The organism is Burkholderia alba (genome assembly GCF_034721475.1).
Taxonomy (GTDB): Bacteria; Pseudomonadota; Gammaproteobacteria; order Burkholderiales; family Burkholderiaceae; genus Burkholderia; species Burkholderia alba.
Window position 1 is genome coordinate 1 of the sequence record NZ_JAWJWL010000038.1, and the last position, 14,906, is coordinate 14,906.

The following is a 14,906-nucleotide window of genomic DNA, read 5'->3' on the forward strand; positions in this document are numbered from 1 at the left end:
ATGCAGCGTGACCATGCCGACATGGCGCGCTATGGCCGCCTGTCGCCGGAGCGCCGGGAATTCACGCGGAAGGAAAAGACCGCGTTCCGGGCTTTGAGAAAAGCGAGCACCGCCGCCGCCGATGCGCTCAATGCGTACTTCGACAGTGACGATGAGCCGGAAGACGACGCCCGCCGTGAGCAACTGGAGGAAGCCGCTGCGCTGACCNCCGGGAATTCACGCGGAAGGAAAAGACCGCGTTCCGGGCTTTGAGAAAAGCGAGCACCGCCGCCGCCGATGCGCTCAATGCGTACTTCGACAGTGACGATGAGCCGGAAGACGACGCCCGCCGTGAGCAACTGGAGGAAGCCGCTGCGCTGACCGAACAGGCTGCCGACGACTACGAGGCGCAGCTCGAATCGTGGAGCGATGAGCAGAAAGCCAACGCGGGTGTGATCGTGACGCTCGATTACACGGGCGCACTCAAGATCGAGCGCGGCTTGGTGAAACCGCAAGACCGGGCGGCGGCCAAGGATGCCGGTTTGAAGGGGGCCGAGACGTTCCCGCCTGCGAAGGTCAAGCCGCTGCATGGCGAGACGCTGTGTGAACGCCTGACGGCGCACCGCACGGCGGCTGTTCAAGTCGAACTCATGAAGCAGCCCACCGTGGCGCTCGCGTATCTGATGGTGGCGATGGTGCCGCGCGTCTTCGATGAGCAGTGTTCGGTATGGCCGACGACGCATGCGCTCGATGTGCAGTTCAATTCGACGCACGATAGGTTGTTGCGGCTGGCCGACGACATGGCCGACAGCCGGGCATGGCAGTTCATCAACGGCGAGCGAGAGAAATGGCGGGCAATGCTGCCAGCCAAGTTTAGCGACCTGCTGCCGTGGCTGCTGTCGTGTCCGGAAACGGTCCTTGCGGACCTGTTCGCGTTCTGCGTGGCGGCAACGGTGGACGGTCTGAGCCGCCGGGACGCACCGCATACCGTGAACGTGCTGGCGGACACGCTGGGCGTGGACATGACGGCGTATTGGAAGCCGACCGGTGCGAGCTATTTGAATCACGTGCCGAAGCAACGCATCCTCGACGTGGTGGCACAGGCGGTATCACCGGAAGCGGCCGCACCGCTGGCCGGGATGAAAAAGCCGGAAGCGGTGGCGGCGGCCGAGTTGCGACTCGCGGACTTAGGATGGTTACCCGAGGTGCTGGCGAATCGGGAGACGACGGCGATCTGGCAGGACGACGAAGAGGTCGATGCGGATGTCGAAGAAAATGCGGATAAGGGGGCGGCCATGCAAATCCGATGCCGCGTGAGACGTGAACGGTACGTCCAACAGGACCGAGCCGGTCGGCCCTATGTGTTCGAACTGGTCCACTACGCCGATGAAGTGACCGGGCGTATTGTCCGCACGAAAGGCCACATTGTGCCGATCCTACCACCGACCCTTCGCTGGAATGCCTTCTCCCGGACCTGATGGTCTCGGGAGTCGTCGGACCCGACAGCCTCGCTTATGCGGGGCTGTTTTTCTTGATGGGCACAACCGGCCGATTCGGTTTAAGCCGGGGCGTCCCGTTTTTTGTTGATCAATGCCTGTGCGGCTTTGATGGGATTGGGAGAAAACCGTTCGACGACTGACTCGGCGCGTGCGCGGCGCTGATCGCGCGTGAGCAGGCGCTTTTGGTCGAGGGTGAGGGTATCGGAAGTCAGCCAGTCGTCCGGGAGCGTGGCGGCTGGTGTGGTCGGTGCGCGCAGACGCGAGGCGGCCGAAGTGGTGGTCAGGGACGGCGCTGGCGGGAGCGGAACCGAGGCGGTGGCCGGGCTGGGTTCGTGGTTTGGGGACAACGCGGCCGGGACACGGGAGACGGCATGCGGGCCGCGAAGGGGGGCCATGCCGCGCTGTCGGCGGATGCGTTTGAGGGTGACGGCGAAGGTTTGGTAGGTGAAGTGCAGGCCGAGAGCGGCGAGTTCTTCAATGATGGCGGCATAGCGAACGCCGGCGCGGATGGCATTTTCGACGTGCTCGAAGAGATCGCGAAGCTGGGCGGCTTTGGGGCGATTGGAGGCAGAAGCGAGGGCGGAAAGGCGGTTGGCGGCGAGTTGGATATCCATGATTAGGACTCCGAGCATGTCGAATTAGGCGGAGGATACCATGAACGATCCTAGAACGACCCTATATAGACTAAAGAACGATTCAGCCTAATTCTAGACAGCCCCTTCATTGCTAAACGATGTTCCATAATGACTCCATCAATGACCGATACCCTGAAATCTGACCACCGCCCGAGGCACGATGGATATGTAGACGGAAACTCTACGAGTTTCCGCTCCCTATCCGTGCTCCAAGGGGATACCCCTTGGAGAACCCGGCCGGCGACGCCGGCGGGGTTGCCGGGCGCTTGCGCCTGGCAACATTGTCGGGCAGCAACGAAGGGCCAGAGCGATTGGGACCGGGACGCCCTGGGGGCGTCCAATCATCTGAGGAACTCTCGCCAGAGGCTGGGGTCCCGACATTACCGGGCGACGGGCCTCGGCAACCCACGTTCGACGAGGAGTGCGGTCGTGCGTGCAGTGCGGTGCGCCACAGATGAAAACTTCGAAGTCCTCACCGGAGCACGACGCCGTTGACGTCAATGTCGAGATTCTCGAACGCTCCGACACGCTGCTCGTGGTTCGCTGGGTGGAACCCGGACGTTGCCATTACGGGGAGCAACGCTGGCGGCGCCGTTTCGCGCGCCGCGCGGGCACCTGCGTGCTATCGCACAAGGTAATCCGCTGCGGCGACGAAGTGTTTCGGCCGGCAGAACGCCCAGTGCCCGCGAACGCGGAGGCGATGATCTCCGCTGCAGAGGTGCTCGGCTCCGACGACGGCAATGTCGATTCTCGATACATACGGCGCAGTGATGCGCGCGGAGGTACGAAAAATGGTTGAGCATTTGATACAGATTTCGGCGGAGTTGCGCTCGGAATTAAAAGCTGCAGCGACACTTTACGCGGCCGTAAGCCCGTCCGAGTTCGAGAACGATACGCTTCTGGTAACTGCGAGCAAGCTGCGCGTCGTGGGCCTGATATCGACGGGAACATGGGTGCGGGTTCCTGCTGGCGGGGCTGTTCGCGTCAAGCGCGAGCCTTCAGGTCTCGTTGCCCAGGTCATCCTGCCTAGGCAACAGCCTACTGGGGGGTAGAGGTTTGCGGTCGTGGCAATAGCGGTACGTATGCTATCGAATATTGGGGCCGGATTATCCCCACTTCTGCTGGCTGGTTTTGAGCGCAGGATGGCGCGTGGACGTATCCGCGCCCACGCCCACCGATCGGTCGATGACTGGCGCGGTTGGGGGTCCACAAGGCGCGAAGCGCCGTCTGCCCCCACGCGGTAGCGTGGGGGCGTGGTTTGGATGTTCGAGGCTCTGATAAAACTGCGGTGATTAAGCCCCGACAGATAAAGACGGGGCTGGCCGACAATTAATCGGCGTCGACAAACGGCCGCGCGCTCGCGCGCACAGCGGCGCTGTGGATAACTCACTGAAACGGAAGGGTTGGACGGGCTGTGTGCCGTTGAACGCTGGCCAGCGCCGGCACCGACGCCGCGATGTCGACGTCGGAACGTGCCGACGCCTCGCGGGTGCGATTGCTTGAGAGATTACGCCAGCTGGGTATCGGCTGGTGGGTCGGTCGCCGGCGCCTCTGGCGGCACCCGCTCGCGATACGCAGCGTCATAACAGCGCGCGTGGTCCCAGTCGGGATGCTGCTGCTTGATGAGTCCGATCCGTCGGTGGATCTGTTCGGCGATCGTCTCGCTCGCCGTGCTGGGTGGAGCAGGTCGACGCTTATGCGCTGTCAGCCGCTGCGTCACGCTCTTGAGCGCGAGCGTCGCCTGAGCAGCTGCCCGGCTGTCGCGGTCGCGCTGCCGATCGTCCTTCGCGCGTTCGGCCGCGGCGCGATAGCGGCGCATCACGGCCTTGCTGCGTTCGTGGCGGAGCCACTTGGCCAGGCCGAACGCGCCGAACAGCGCCGCAGGCAGTTGCCGCAACGCCGCCAGACCACGGTAGCCGCCCTCCTCGGCCTTCTCGCAACGCTGCTGGGCATTGACGAGTCCGGCCCGCATCAGGTCGCGCATGGCGCGTTCGGCCCGGCGCATCGACAGGCCTGCGTGGCGCGCAAGAAACTTGAGCGTCAGGCTCAGAAAGCCGCCGCCCGACTGCGGGACGCCGACCCGGAGGCTAGGCAGATCCAGGTATTTGACCATCGCACGCAGCAGCTGCACACACGCGATTCGCCGTTCGAGGCGCTGCTGTCGATCGCTGCCGTTGGCGGCATTCAGTGTCGGCAATAGCCGGGCCGGATCATCGATGTACCGTTCCAGCTGCTCGATCATCCGTGTGAGGATGCGCGGCCGCTCGCCCTTGCCCGATGACGCACCGGGGCGACCGCTCTCTGAAGTGGCCGGAGGAGCGTAGGCGGAGACAGGACGCGGTCGATCGTGCATCAGCGGGTCGGCTTGGGATCGACTTCGGCAGGACCGCCCGGGTCCTGTTGCGGGGCGTGGGGTAGCGACGGTGCCGAGACGGCGGCCGCCGGCGCCGACGTCGGACCCAGCACGTCGCGCACATGTCCGTCGATGCGTTGTTGCCGGTAGGCGGACATTGCCCGGTTCAGGCTGGCATCGCTGAATTGGATGGCCAGGCCGCGATCGACGGCGACGCGCACCGCCTCCAGCTGGAACGCGCCGTGTCCCGCCAGTGTGAGCGTCGACCCGTACTTCGCCTGCGCGAGGCGCAGCGCGGTCTCGATCATCTGAGCGTCCGGCACCAGCACTTGCACGTTCGCGCCGCGGTCGCGCAGCACGTCCACACCGTCGCGCCGGTACGTGACCTGTCCGCGCTCGTCGACGGACCAGGTCAAGGCGGGCCCTCGATAGAAGATCGCGTTCTCTTCGTCGCTCGGCTGCAGGGTGTTCGGGCGGATCTCGTTGTCGCCTTCAGCGTCGAGTGCCGGCGCGCCGGCCACGGGCTGGGCGGTACGGCGCAGCTCCGCCAGCGCGCGTTCGTCGCCACGCTGCGCCTGGTCGCGCAGCCATTCGGCGAAGGTTGGGCCGGACGGCGACCCGAATCGCGCCTTGAATGCCGCGCGTTCGCGGGCGATGGCGTCCCGTAATACGGCTTCCTGCCCGATCCGCTCGACCTGCGCGATCGACGTCGCCGCCCGGCGGCCAGCCGGGCGCAGATCCGGGTTGCCCTTGATTCCTGCTCGCGTGTCCTGGAATGCCTGCCGGATCGCGTCGCGCCGCGCGCGTTCGGTCGCGGTCTGCGTTACCCAGGCCGCGCGCCGTGACTGGATGTGCGTGTCGCGATCCGCACTGAATGCGCGCCATAGCGCGGCACGTGGCAATTCGCGCTCAGCGGGAACCGGGTGCCCGTCGGCCTGGCGCTGGTACACCGCCCGCAAGAGCGGTGCGGCCTCGCTCCACGGCAGGTTGAGTTCTTTCGTGAGGAAATCGGACACGTTCAGATGCCGTCTGCCTGCCCGAATCCGGTGGCCACCGTCGCGCCCCTCGACGACAGCGTATTTGTTGGGCCGCACGCCGTGCGTGTGCGACAACTCGGCAAGCAGCCGCCGGGCATCGAGCTGCAGCCGGATCTCGGCGAATTCGGCTTTCTGGCCGGAGATCGCGCGGGACTGCCGGGCGTCGCGTGCCAACTGCGACGCCGCGTTATCAGCCACACGGCCCGTTACTCGTTGCGCTGTAAACTCTCCATCGCGATCGCGAGACCGTCGCAGGCGACGCGCGGGTACGGCGCCATCTGGCTCCAGCTGGTGAAATGCATGATCCGGCACCAGCACTGCAGGTCCCGATCCGATGCCGTCCACAGCGCGGCCGGGCACGTTTGGCAGATCGTCGGCTGAGCTGGCCACCGATCGCGGTGCAGTTGCGACAAAGTCAAACTGCCGATGGACGGCATCGAAGGGATCGACGCCGACGCCGGGGGCGTCGATACGCCGGCCGACGCCCCGACCGGGCTCGACTCCTGGACTGAATCCGGCACCGGATCGGAATTCGGCGAAGCGGTCGAGTCCGCTGCGGCCTGGGCTGCTAAATCCTCTTGCGCCGAACTCATATAGCTGTCCAAGCTGTCGAAGATGTCGGTCGAAATCGGCGGGTCGTTCTTCGGGTCGCTCATGGTGGTCCTTCAAATGTTGGGCATAAAATCCCCGCGCGTGTTCAGCGAGCATCAGCTGACGGTCTGCGAGCGATGATTCCTGGTAGATCCGGTATGCACGGCTGCCGCTGTTGAGATACTTGACCTCGAGGGCGCGCGTCGTGTGCCATTCGTCGAGCAGCACCTGGATCGACTCCGGCGTGGGGCGTGGCAGTGTTCCCGACTCATAGCGATCCGCCGCGTCGGCCGCCAGCTGGCTGAGCTTTTCGTGCGTCGGCAATGCGATGAATGCCGGCGCGAACACGGTTTCCTTCAGGTTCACGCCCTTGTCCGCGTCCGTCGGCTTCACATTCAGATAAGCATCCTCGCGCCCGGGATTGCGCATGCGCACGGCGCCATACTCTCGCAACAAGGCCATGAAATCGTCGTACCGCTCGATGCGCCGATCCAACACGTCATCGAGAATGCGTTGCTTCAGGTCTCGGCTGTTTGCGCGGAACAGATCACCACGGTACCGGCTGATCATTTCCGACGCATCGGTCAGCGTGACGCGCCGGTTGTCCTTCGGACTGGCGAATCCGTAGCGCGCGTTGGTGTGCTCCTGGAAAGCATCGATGAATTTGAGATTCGATGTCACATAGCCGAGCGGTTCGAGGTGCCGCCCGGACAACAAATTGACCTTGGGGATGACGATGTGAATATGCGGCTTCCGTTCGACCAGCTGACCGGTCTGCTGGTCGACATAGCTTTTAATGCGCGGCAGATGCGCTTCGGCGTAGAAGCCGTACTCGTCGTCGCGATATGCGGCCATCGCGAAGTGTTGGAAGTCACGCACGACGGCACGCAGGGTCTCAGCATCGACGTGATCTTCCTTGAAAGACAGCGTGATCGACAGATAGCGGGCAACATTCGGGGCGGTGTCCATCGACTGAATGATTTCGTCGGTCAGATCGAGATCCCCCATCAGCACGACACGCTCGTCCATCTCATCGCGGCCGAACTCGCGGCCGGCCTTCATGCCTTCCTCGAGATACTGTTTGACGCCGTCGTGGCGGCCGGACACTCTAATCAACACGGTGGAGGTGCGCCTTCAGCAGCTGCGTGACCAGTTCCAGCTCGTCCAGAATCGCGACGAGCGTTGCTTCCGACAGCTTGCCGGCGACCTTCTGCGAGTTCGCGATGTGGGCGAGCTGGTTGATGTTGTTGCCGGCCTTGTTGACGACGAACATGATTCGCTTGCGTTCGACGCTCGCCGGCGGCCGCGCCACGATCTGCGTGCGGTTCGTGAGCACGCAGTCGCGAAGGAATTCCGAAGGCGTCATTCCGGACGCGCGAACCTTGTCGGCGAACACCTCCATTTGCGCGTCGTCCAAACGCGTGCTGATCGGTTTGCTCAGCGGACGCGTCGACTTCGGACGTCCGGGACGTTTATCTCGGATAAGCGGATCGAGATCATTTGCGCTCATCGCGACACGTCCTCTACTCGCTGTCATTTCACAGTCACACTCGACCCATATTGATTTCACGAACGCCACGCGCATCGCGCAACGCGAGCGCGTAGGCGGTCAAGTCATCACGCAGCGCCTCCACATCGGGTGTGCCACGCAACACCCACACCGGCCGGGTCGCGTCGCTGCTTTCAATAATCAACGTGCCGAAGCCAAATACGCGCTCCCACCACCGGCTGCGCGAAACGACGTTCTGGACGCGGTACAGCTCGACACTCGCAACCTGCCGCTCGACTAGACCGGATCGGCAGGTCAGCCGAGCCTGATCCAGCACGATATGGGTTGCCGCCGTCTGCATGACCGCCAGCATGGCGATGAATCCGGGGGCGAAGCTGCTCAGAACCAGCACACTCACGATCAGCGGATGACCGGGTGGCGTGAGGGTGGTGATCACCGTGACGCACACAAAAATCACCAGCCCGCAGCCCAACAACAGCGGCAGATTGCGCATCCACACTGGCGAGCAATCTCGTACCCACGGCCGCGGCGATACGTCGTATCGATAATCTTGTAGGCTCATATCAGAATGGGGAAAATGGGTCGTGGCCATTCGGCACGACAAAAGTCGACGAACCGTCGTCTTGCTTCACCGAGACGACGACGTCACGAGGTAGATCGGAGATGAGATCGTCCGAGAGCGTTTCTTCCTCCAGCCTGATCCACGATATGTCGACAAACGCGCGGTGGTACAGGCCATAGCTAGTGCGTGTCGTGGCATCGATCAACCCGTCCCACCATCCGGCATTTGCCGCCCATCGCGCAAACGTGCGTGGCGCCGTGAATAATTGCCAGACCGTTTCGCGTGCGTCGCACATGTCGTGTATGAATGCCGTTTCGGTGCCCTGCCTGTAGTGTTCGCAGTAAGCATTCACGTAAAGCTCGCGAGTCGCTTTCGAATCGCGCGATACCACGCGGGACATCGTTTCCTTCATGTGCCCCAGTCCGCCTCCCCATGCGAAAACGCGTAGATGCCGGCCCTCATCGACGACCGCGCTATCGATAAACGGATTGGTCGCGAGTTGGTTGTGAACCCACGCCCAACGCCACGCACGGCCCCCGAGCGCATAGCTTTTTAGTACGGCCGCCGAGCGCCACGCGTCTCGCCATCCGGCGGCGATGCCACATTGACGGGCGAGCTCCGGGTCGATGTGCGCCGGTTGCCCAGACGACTCGCCCCTCCCCCGGGCAATCGGCGGGTGACTCTGCCACCAGGCGCGTTTCCCACTCGCCTGGCCAGCCTGATAGTCGACCGTCGAAGCAATACCGACGGACACATCGCAGGTCCATTCCCATGAAGGCACATCGTAGGTCGAGTACACGCGGCCGGCGTCCCAGTGTGATACCCCGACAGAGCAGCGTGTACAGATACCGATTGCCCGTATCAGGTCCGTGCGAAGCCAGCTTGTGCGCGCCGTATCGGCGTGGGTCTGATTACCGCAGCAGACGCAGGTCATCGGATGACCTGTCTGGCTCATCGACCTCTCTTGCCTCTTCGTGGATTCGATTTTCATGTTCGTCCGCACCTATCAATACGACATCCGATACGGCACGCCTTGATCCCACCGGCTTTGCCAGTGCGCCTCATACGCGCCCGCCACCGATGGGCAGTGCCAGATCACCAAGGCGTTCTCGCTGTTCCGTCTGGCACCCGCCGTCGTAAAATTTAGCGAGCCGGTTTCCACCGAATCGCCATCGATCGTGATCGTCTTGTCGTGGTGCAGCGGGTAACTGCCGATCGTGCGAATCGGAATACCCGCCTCGCTCAGGAGATTGAGCGCCGAGCGCGCATAGCGCGCGCCCTGCCCGCGCAGATTCTCTTTTTCATCGACCACCACGGCGACGGCGACACCGCGGCGCTTTGCCGCGATCAGCCGCCGCACCACGTCGGGCGACGTAAAGGTGTAGGCCGCCAGGTGGATCGTCTTCTGCGCACTGTCGATCGCCCGGCCGACGAGCTGTGCAGCACTCCCTTCCGGCGAAAACCCCACCTCCGGGCGGCAGGTCTCGGTCGTTGTCGTGCCGTCCGCGCTGTCGAGCCACGACGAAATCAGACCGAAACCCGCCGCACTCGCATCGACCGGCGGAAGGAACGCCGCCGCGAGTGCGACGGCGAGCATCTTCATGTTCACCATGTCGACCTCTCTCGTTCCTGTTGATGGCTCACCACACATACCCCGCACCCAGGCCACCCGCGACGGTGCCGCGCGTGTTCGTCGAGCCAGATGCCTTCAGAATCCAGCGCCCGACGTAGGTCGACATGCCGACAGCCATCGCCGATTGACCGGCATACGTTCCGCCGCCGACGGACACGACGCTCGTACCGGGCGCCGGGGCCTGCGGCAGGCTGGCAATCGCCACGGCGCTGGCCGTCCCACCGCTCGCGTCCTTACGGTCGTGCTCGATCTGCGATCGAACACCACTGATCGAATCGTTCAGCTGACCGACATTGACGGCGTCCGTCGGCGCAACGCCGGCCGAGACGTTCGAGAGGCTGCGGGTCATGCCGGTTGCGCTATTGCCGATCGACACGGTGTTGTCGTTCGGTGCGGCGGATCCTTGGCCGATTGCGACCGCGTTGTTCCCCTTCGCGCTCGCATTCGCACCGATGACCGTCGAGCCCGTCCCTGAGGCTTGCGCGCCGGATCCGACGGCGACACTGTTCGTACCACTCGCAACGGCGCTGCCGCCGGCGGCAACCGACTCGGCGCCGCTCGCGTTCGCGGGCGCACCCGCCGAATTCGCTGCAAAGAACTGCACCGACTTAGGCAAGGTCAGCGGTTGCACGGACGTTTGGTTGTTGATGGTCGTCTGAATGTCGCCGACATTCTTCGTCAACGCGCTGATGGCGTTCGTGTTCGCCGTGACGGCCAGGTTCGTTGCGTAGAGCTGCGCGCCGTTGACCGCCTGGGTACTCGTGGCCGACAACGTCGCCGGCGCAACGTTGTTGAGCAACACCGGGCCCGTGGCGCCGAGTCCGCCGAGCGTCACGCTCGAGCGCGCCGCGTTGTCGTACTGAACGGCATTCGAGGCGGTCGCGCTGACCTGCTGAAGCTGGCTGACGTTCACCGCGTCGGTCGGATCGACGCCGGCGGCCACGCCCTTCAGCTGGCGCGCGCCCGACGTGCCGGTGAAATCGACCGCGGCGCCGCCCGTCGACGCGCCGACGGTGATCACGCCCGTACCCGGGGCGCCGCCGACCTGTTGCACCAGACCCACCGTGCCGTTATTGACATTCGTCGTCAGGGTGCTGACCGACTGGTTGGTCGCGAACAGCTGCGCCCCGTTCACGGCATCGGTACTGGTCGCGCCCAGCGCCCCGGGGGCGACGTTCGACAGGCCGACCGGGGCGGCAGCGCCCGGCCCGCCAAGCGTCACGTGCGCCTTGGTCGCATCGTCGTACTGGACGGCGTTCGCGGCAGCCGCGCTCACCTGGCTCAGCTGGCCGACGTTGACGGCATCGGTTGCAGCCACGCCGGCGGCGACCCCCTTGAGCTGGCGCGCACCGGACGTGCCGGTGAAATCGACCACGGTGCCGCCCGTCGACGCGCCGACCGTGATCACGCCCGCGCCCGGGGCACCGCCCCTCTGCTGCACCAGACCGGCCGTCCCGTTGATCAGATTCGTGATCGACGTCGCGTTGTTCTGGATCGCGGTCGTGTTACCCGCGACGGCCTGGTTCGTCGTGTTGAGCTGCGAACCGTTCACCACGTCGGTACTGGTCGCGGACACGGCGCCGGCCGCAACGTTCGTCACCGTGACCGGCGCGCTCGACCCGTTCGGCGCGAGCGCGTTACCCATCGTGACGACACTGCCGTTGATCGTCGCCGGGAGTTGCCCGACGTTAGCCGCGTCGGTCGTCTGGGTGCCGGCGGTGACATTGCTGATTGCGCGGGTCGCCCCCGCATTGCCGACGCTCACCACCGACAATCGGCCACCATCCGAGCTGCCGGTCCCAAGGGCAACGGAGTTTTCGCCGGTCGCCGTCGCCCCGCTCCCCACCGCAGTCGTCGTGTAAGCGGCAAACGCGTTCGGACCGATCGCGACGGTCTGATTGGCGGCCGCGGTCGCGCCGTACCCCGCCGCAATACCATTGCCGCCCGTATTCGCATTCTGGCCGATCGCGATACCGCCATTGGTGAACGCAGACGCCGATGCAGACGCATTGGTGCCGATCGCGATCTGCCCATCCCACCCCGTGGACGCCTGCGTGCCGAGCGCGATCCCCGCGCCGCTGCTGTGGCTCGATGTACCGATCGCGATGCTGTTCGACCGCTCGGCCTGAGCCGACGTCCCGATGGCGATGGCATTGTCCAGCGTGGTATTGACGGCACTGCCAACGGTTGCTTGGGTGCCGAAAGCGATATTGCCCGACGAACTCGTGGCGCCCATCGCCGCGACGTTCGCGCCGGACCCGATCGCCATCGAGTTCGTATCGGTCGCGGGCACAACAATGGCATTGGGGCCGATCGCCACGCTGTCCGTACCCAGCGCTTGAGCGGCGGCCCCGGTGGAATTGATCGCAACGTACTGCGCCGAAGCATGCGCCGAAAAAACCAGGGTGGCAGACGCCACCGTGGCGGCGATCAAGGTGCGGCGCGAGCGCGGCTGAGCCGCTGCCGCGAAATTTGTCAGATATTTCATTTACAATGACCTCAGAATAACGACACTCAGTGGTGAATTCCTGCCGCCATCCGTCTCCCGGCCAAGGTCATCGGATCGCGGCATTTTCTTTTGCACAGCGAATGGTTGATCTGTCAGTCGGCACCCTCCTTGGGCTTGAGGTAAAGCCAGGTCATCAGGGTGGCGCGACTCTCCGAACAAAGCAGCCACCGATCGGTGTCCGTCCAACCCCGTTGCAGCAACGGAATCGTTGACGGATCGCGCGCGCCGGTCGTGAAGCGGCTGACATCGAAATCGACCTGCGCGCGCTCGATCAGCTCGGCATAACGCTGCGCACCGTCGTGCACTCGCATGAAGTCGTGGATCTCGACAATCACGTGCGCGTGTCTCAAGTCGTGCAGACAGGCAGCGGTCAGCACGTCGAACTCGGCGCTCTCGATGTCGATCAGGACCGTCGCATGACGGAAATCGACACCACGGGCCATCAAGTCAGCGGCGAACGACGGCGTTGCCGCGCCATATAGATGAACGCGGTCCGCGACGCCATTCGCGTCCGCGATCCGGGCGATGTTCGCGCGGCTCTCGTCGACGATCTCAAAGCAGTGCGACTCGCGATGGTGTCCGCGTGCCACCATGCCGACCGCGTAATAACCGTCAGCACCGCCGAGGTCGACCAGCACATCGCGCGGCAACTGGGCAAGCAGCATGCAGACCTCCTGCTCATAGAAGCCGAGCAGTTTCGGTGCGTTATCTGACTCGCGCCACGTCGCGTGCTGGCCAATATCGAAACCGGCGAGCGGTCCGTGCTGGATAACACCGCCCGTCGCATGCATCAACCGGCGCGTCAGAACGAAACGACGCAGTTCGGCCGCGTGCAGGGTTTGCGATTCCAGCATTTGCTCCATCTCGTCCGCGCTGAACGCGCCCTTGACGTGCTCACTCATTGATATTTTTCTCCCTAAATTGTCGAATTTTTGACGCCCTCGTTCGCTCATCACGATCCCATAACGTGACGAGCGATCCAAATGATGCTGACGGCCACGCCAACCAACACCCCTACCGAAACACTGAATACCAACGGGCGCGTAACGGCGAGCACGCTGTCCGTGCGACGCGGATCGGCACCCGAATGCCTCTCACGGGTCCTGACCTCGACCGCATGGCGGAGTTTTGCCAGCTCGTCGGACACGGCCTCGACCGCTGCACGCCGTGCCTGGTCTGCTGCCCGGGTCGCGACCTCGCCAATGAAGGCAGCTCGCGACATCTCGATCAGTTTCCCAAACTGCGCGCTCGCGTCGCGCAACGCCTGGACCGTCGCCGTCAGCCGCGTGTCGGTCTCGACCTGCAGCTGCGTGACCTGATTCATCGCCTCGATCACCTTCATCTGATCGATCAGAATCTCGATCAACACCTCTTCGCGTAGTTCGCTGCTCGATGGCTGTGCCGCGAGCAAGGCCGTGAGCCGTTCGCCCGATCTGACCGTGCTCGGCTCGGACGACGGCACAGCGCTCATACCGTGACTCCGGACATCAGCGCCCCGAAGGCGCGATCCAGCTGCGGCGTCATCGAAATCGCCTTGCGTCGCAAACCAATGAGACGCACCAGGCCCCGCTTCTCGACATCGGACTGGGCCGCGGCCAACTGTGCTTTGTAGTCGACGCCGTTCTCGACGATGTCGTGGATCGTGATGCCCGCCTCCGCCGCAATCGAAAAAATGTCGCTCTTCGGCACCAGTGCATCGGGGTGATAACAAAATCCACCGGCCTGCCCATGAAAACGGATCAGCTCGTCGAATTGACGCGCCAGTGTCCTGTCGACCGGCTCGCTCGACGACAGCTCCACCATGTTGAGCAGCACCCGGATGCGGGTTGATTCGACGCCGAGATCCGTCAGCCGGTTGATGGTCTTCAAGGTGTCCTGGACCTGCTTCTTCGCGGGCACGACGGGCACCACGAAGAACGCGTAGTCCTCCTGCGCGCCGTCGGAGTCTTCCAGTCGGTCCAGGTATTCCTCGACGTTCGATGCGCCGATGTCGACGAGTAGATCCCGGCCGAGCATCAGCTCTTCGTGCAGCTCGTCAAAGCGTGCCGCGATCATCACTTCGACTTCAGCGCCGTTCGATTCATCGGTATTGATCGACTCGATCTGCCGGACGGTCATGTCCTGCAGGCGTGGCGCCAGCAACTCGCGCGTGATCGTGGTCTTACCCACGTTGCCCGACCAATTCAAGATCGCGATGCTCATACATTCTCCTCGTAGTCATGTGGCTGGTAGGTCAATAAAAAACCCTCGCCCGGTACCGCCTCGCAGACATACGCGCCCGTCTCCTGGACACGCCACACGGGCTGTCCCAGCACCCGTAAGCCGGTATCACGTACCGTGGATCCCAACCCGGCGAGCGGCTGGCCGGTCAACACACGCGCATGCTCGGCCACGTGCTGCTGTCGCCCAGCCAAGCGCGACGCGATGGCTTCCACGAACGGCTCGAACATCGCGTCGCTGATCTGGCAGATGTCGCACCAGTACCGGCCCGTCGCCGAGCCGCCCGTGAGCGGCACGCGAAGCCAGCCCGGCAAATTCGACCGGGTCCGCACGGGTGACGGGCGGCCGCGGACCTTGGGGCGTTTTGAGATGCGCATG

The 14,906-nt window shown here is 64.0% G+C and carries 14 protein-coding genes; 2 read left to right on the forward strand and 12 right to left on the reverse strand.

The features are described 5' to 3' along the window. The first annotated feature begins 248 nt into the window (after positions 1-248). Positions 249-1,457, forward strand: a complete 1,209-nt coding sequence (locus RZR99_RS28650) for a hypothetical protein (RefSeq protein ID WP_323123148.1) — start codon at positions 249-251, stop codon at positions 1,455-1,457. Between the two features lie 80 nt (positions 1,458-1,537). On the opposite strand, the gene RZR99_RS28655 is transcribed toward RZR99_RS28650, so the two are convergent. After that, positions 1,538-2,092 carry a hypothetical protein gene (locus RZR99_RS28655; protein WP_323123149.1) on the reverse strand — a complete coding sequence of 185 codons (555 nt, stop codon included), beginning with the start codon at positions 2,090-2,092 and terminating at the stop codon, positions 1,538-1,540. A gap of 475 nt (positions 2,093-2,567) precedes the next feature. On the opposite strand from RZR99_RS28655, the gene RZR99_RS28660 reads away from it, so the two are divergent. After that, on the forward strand, positions 2,568-2,912 hold the full coding sequence (locus RZR99_RS28660) for a DUF3331 domain-containing protein (protein WP_323123150.1): 345 nt from the start codon (positions 2,568-2,570) through the stop codon (positions 2,910-2,912). 708 nt (positions 2,913-3,620) lie between these two features. On the opposite strand, the gene RZR99_RS28665 is transcribed toward RZR99_RS28660, so the two are convergent. From RZR99_RS28665 to RZR99_RS28715, 11 genes are all read right to left on the reverse strand, one after another. Continuing rightward, positions 3,621-4,355 carry a cyclic nucleotide-binding domain-containing protein gene (locus tag RZR99_RS28665; protein WP_323123151.1) on the reverse strand — a complete coding sequence of 245 codons (735 nt, stop codon included), beginning with the start codon at positions 4,353-4,355 and terminating at the stop codon, positions 3,621-3,623. A 110-nt stretch (positions 4,356-4,465) separates the two neighbouring features. Beyond that, complete coding sequence (locus RZR99_RS28670) at positions 4,466-7,213, reverse strand: LPD7 domain-containing protein (RefSeq protein WP_323123152.1); 2,748 nt, start codon at positions 7,211-7,213, stop codon at positions 4,466-4,468. Continuing rightward, positions 7,203-7,604 carry a plasmid mobilization protein gene (locus tag RZR99_RS28675; protein WP_407655516.1) on the reverse strand — a complete coding sequence of 134 codons (402 nt, stop codon included), beginning with the start codon at positions 7,602-7,604 and terminating at the stop codon, positions 7,203-7,205. The genes RZR99_RS28670 and RZR99_RS28675 overlap by 11 nt, the downstream gene beginning before the upstream one ends. A gap of 34 nt (positions 7,605-7,638) precedes the next feature. Next, positions 7,639-8,097 (reverse strand): PH domain-containing protein, encoded by a 459-nt coding sequence (locus RZR99_RS28680; protein WP_323123154.1) that lies wholly within the window; start codon positions 8,095-8,097, stop codon positions 7,639-7,641. A gap of 70 nt (positions 8,098-8,167) precedes the next feature. Continuing rightward, positions 8,168-9,121 carry a hypothetical protein gene (locus RZR99_RS28685; RefSeq protein ID WP_323123155.1) on the reverse strand — a complete coding sequence of 318 codons (954 nt, stop codon included), beginning with the start codon at positions 9,119-9,121 and terminating at the stop codon, positions 8,168-8,170. A 51-nt stretch (positions 9,122-9,172) separates the two neighbouring features. Next, positions 9,173-9,778, reverse strand: a complete 606-nt coding sequence (locus RZR99_RS28690) for a phospholipase D family nuclease (RefSeq protein WP_407655517.1) — start codon at positions 9,776-9,778, stop codon at positions 9,173-9,175. Positions 9,779-9,806: 28 nt separating this feature from the next. After that, positions 9,807-12,287 (reverse strand): YadA family autotransporter adhesin, encoded by a 2,481-nt coding sequence (locus RZR99_RS28695; RefSeq protein ID WP_323123157.1) that lies wholly within the window; start codon positions 12,285-12,287, stop codon positions 9,807-9,809. Positions 12,288-12,400: 113 nt separating this feature from the next. Further along, positions 12,401-13,210: a hypothetical protein gene (locus RZR99_RS28700; protein WP_323123158.1), complete on the reverse strand. Its 810-nt coding sequence runs from the start codon at positions 13,208-13,210 to the stop codon at positions 12,401-12,403. A gap of 50 nt (positions 13,211-13,260) precedes the next feature. Further along, entirely contained in the window at positions 13,261-13,779 is a 519-nt protein-coding gene (locus RZR99_RS28705; protein WP_323123159.1) for a hypothetical protein, read from the reverse strand. Beyond that, positions 13,776-14,510, reverse strand: coding sequence for a StbB family protein (gene stbB, locus RZR99_RS28710; protein WP_323123160.1), 735 nt, complete (start codon positions 14,508-14,510; stop codon positions 13,776-13,778). The genes RZR99_RS28705 and stbB overlap by 4 nt, the downstream gene beginning before the upstream one ends. After that, positions 14,507-14,905, reverse strand: coding sequence for a hypothetical protein (locus RZR99_RS28715; RefSeq protein WP_323123161.1), 399 nt, complete (start codon positions 14,903-14,905; stop codon positions 14,507-14,509). The genes stbB and RZR99_RS28715 overlap by 4 nt, the downstream gene beginning before the upstream one ends. Position 14,906 lies beyond the last annotated feature (1 nt).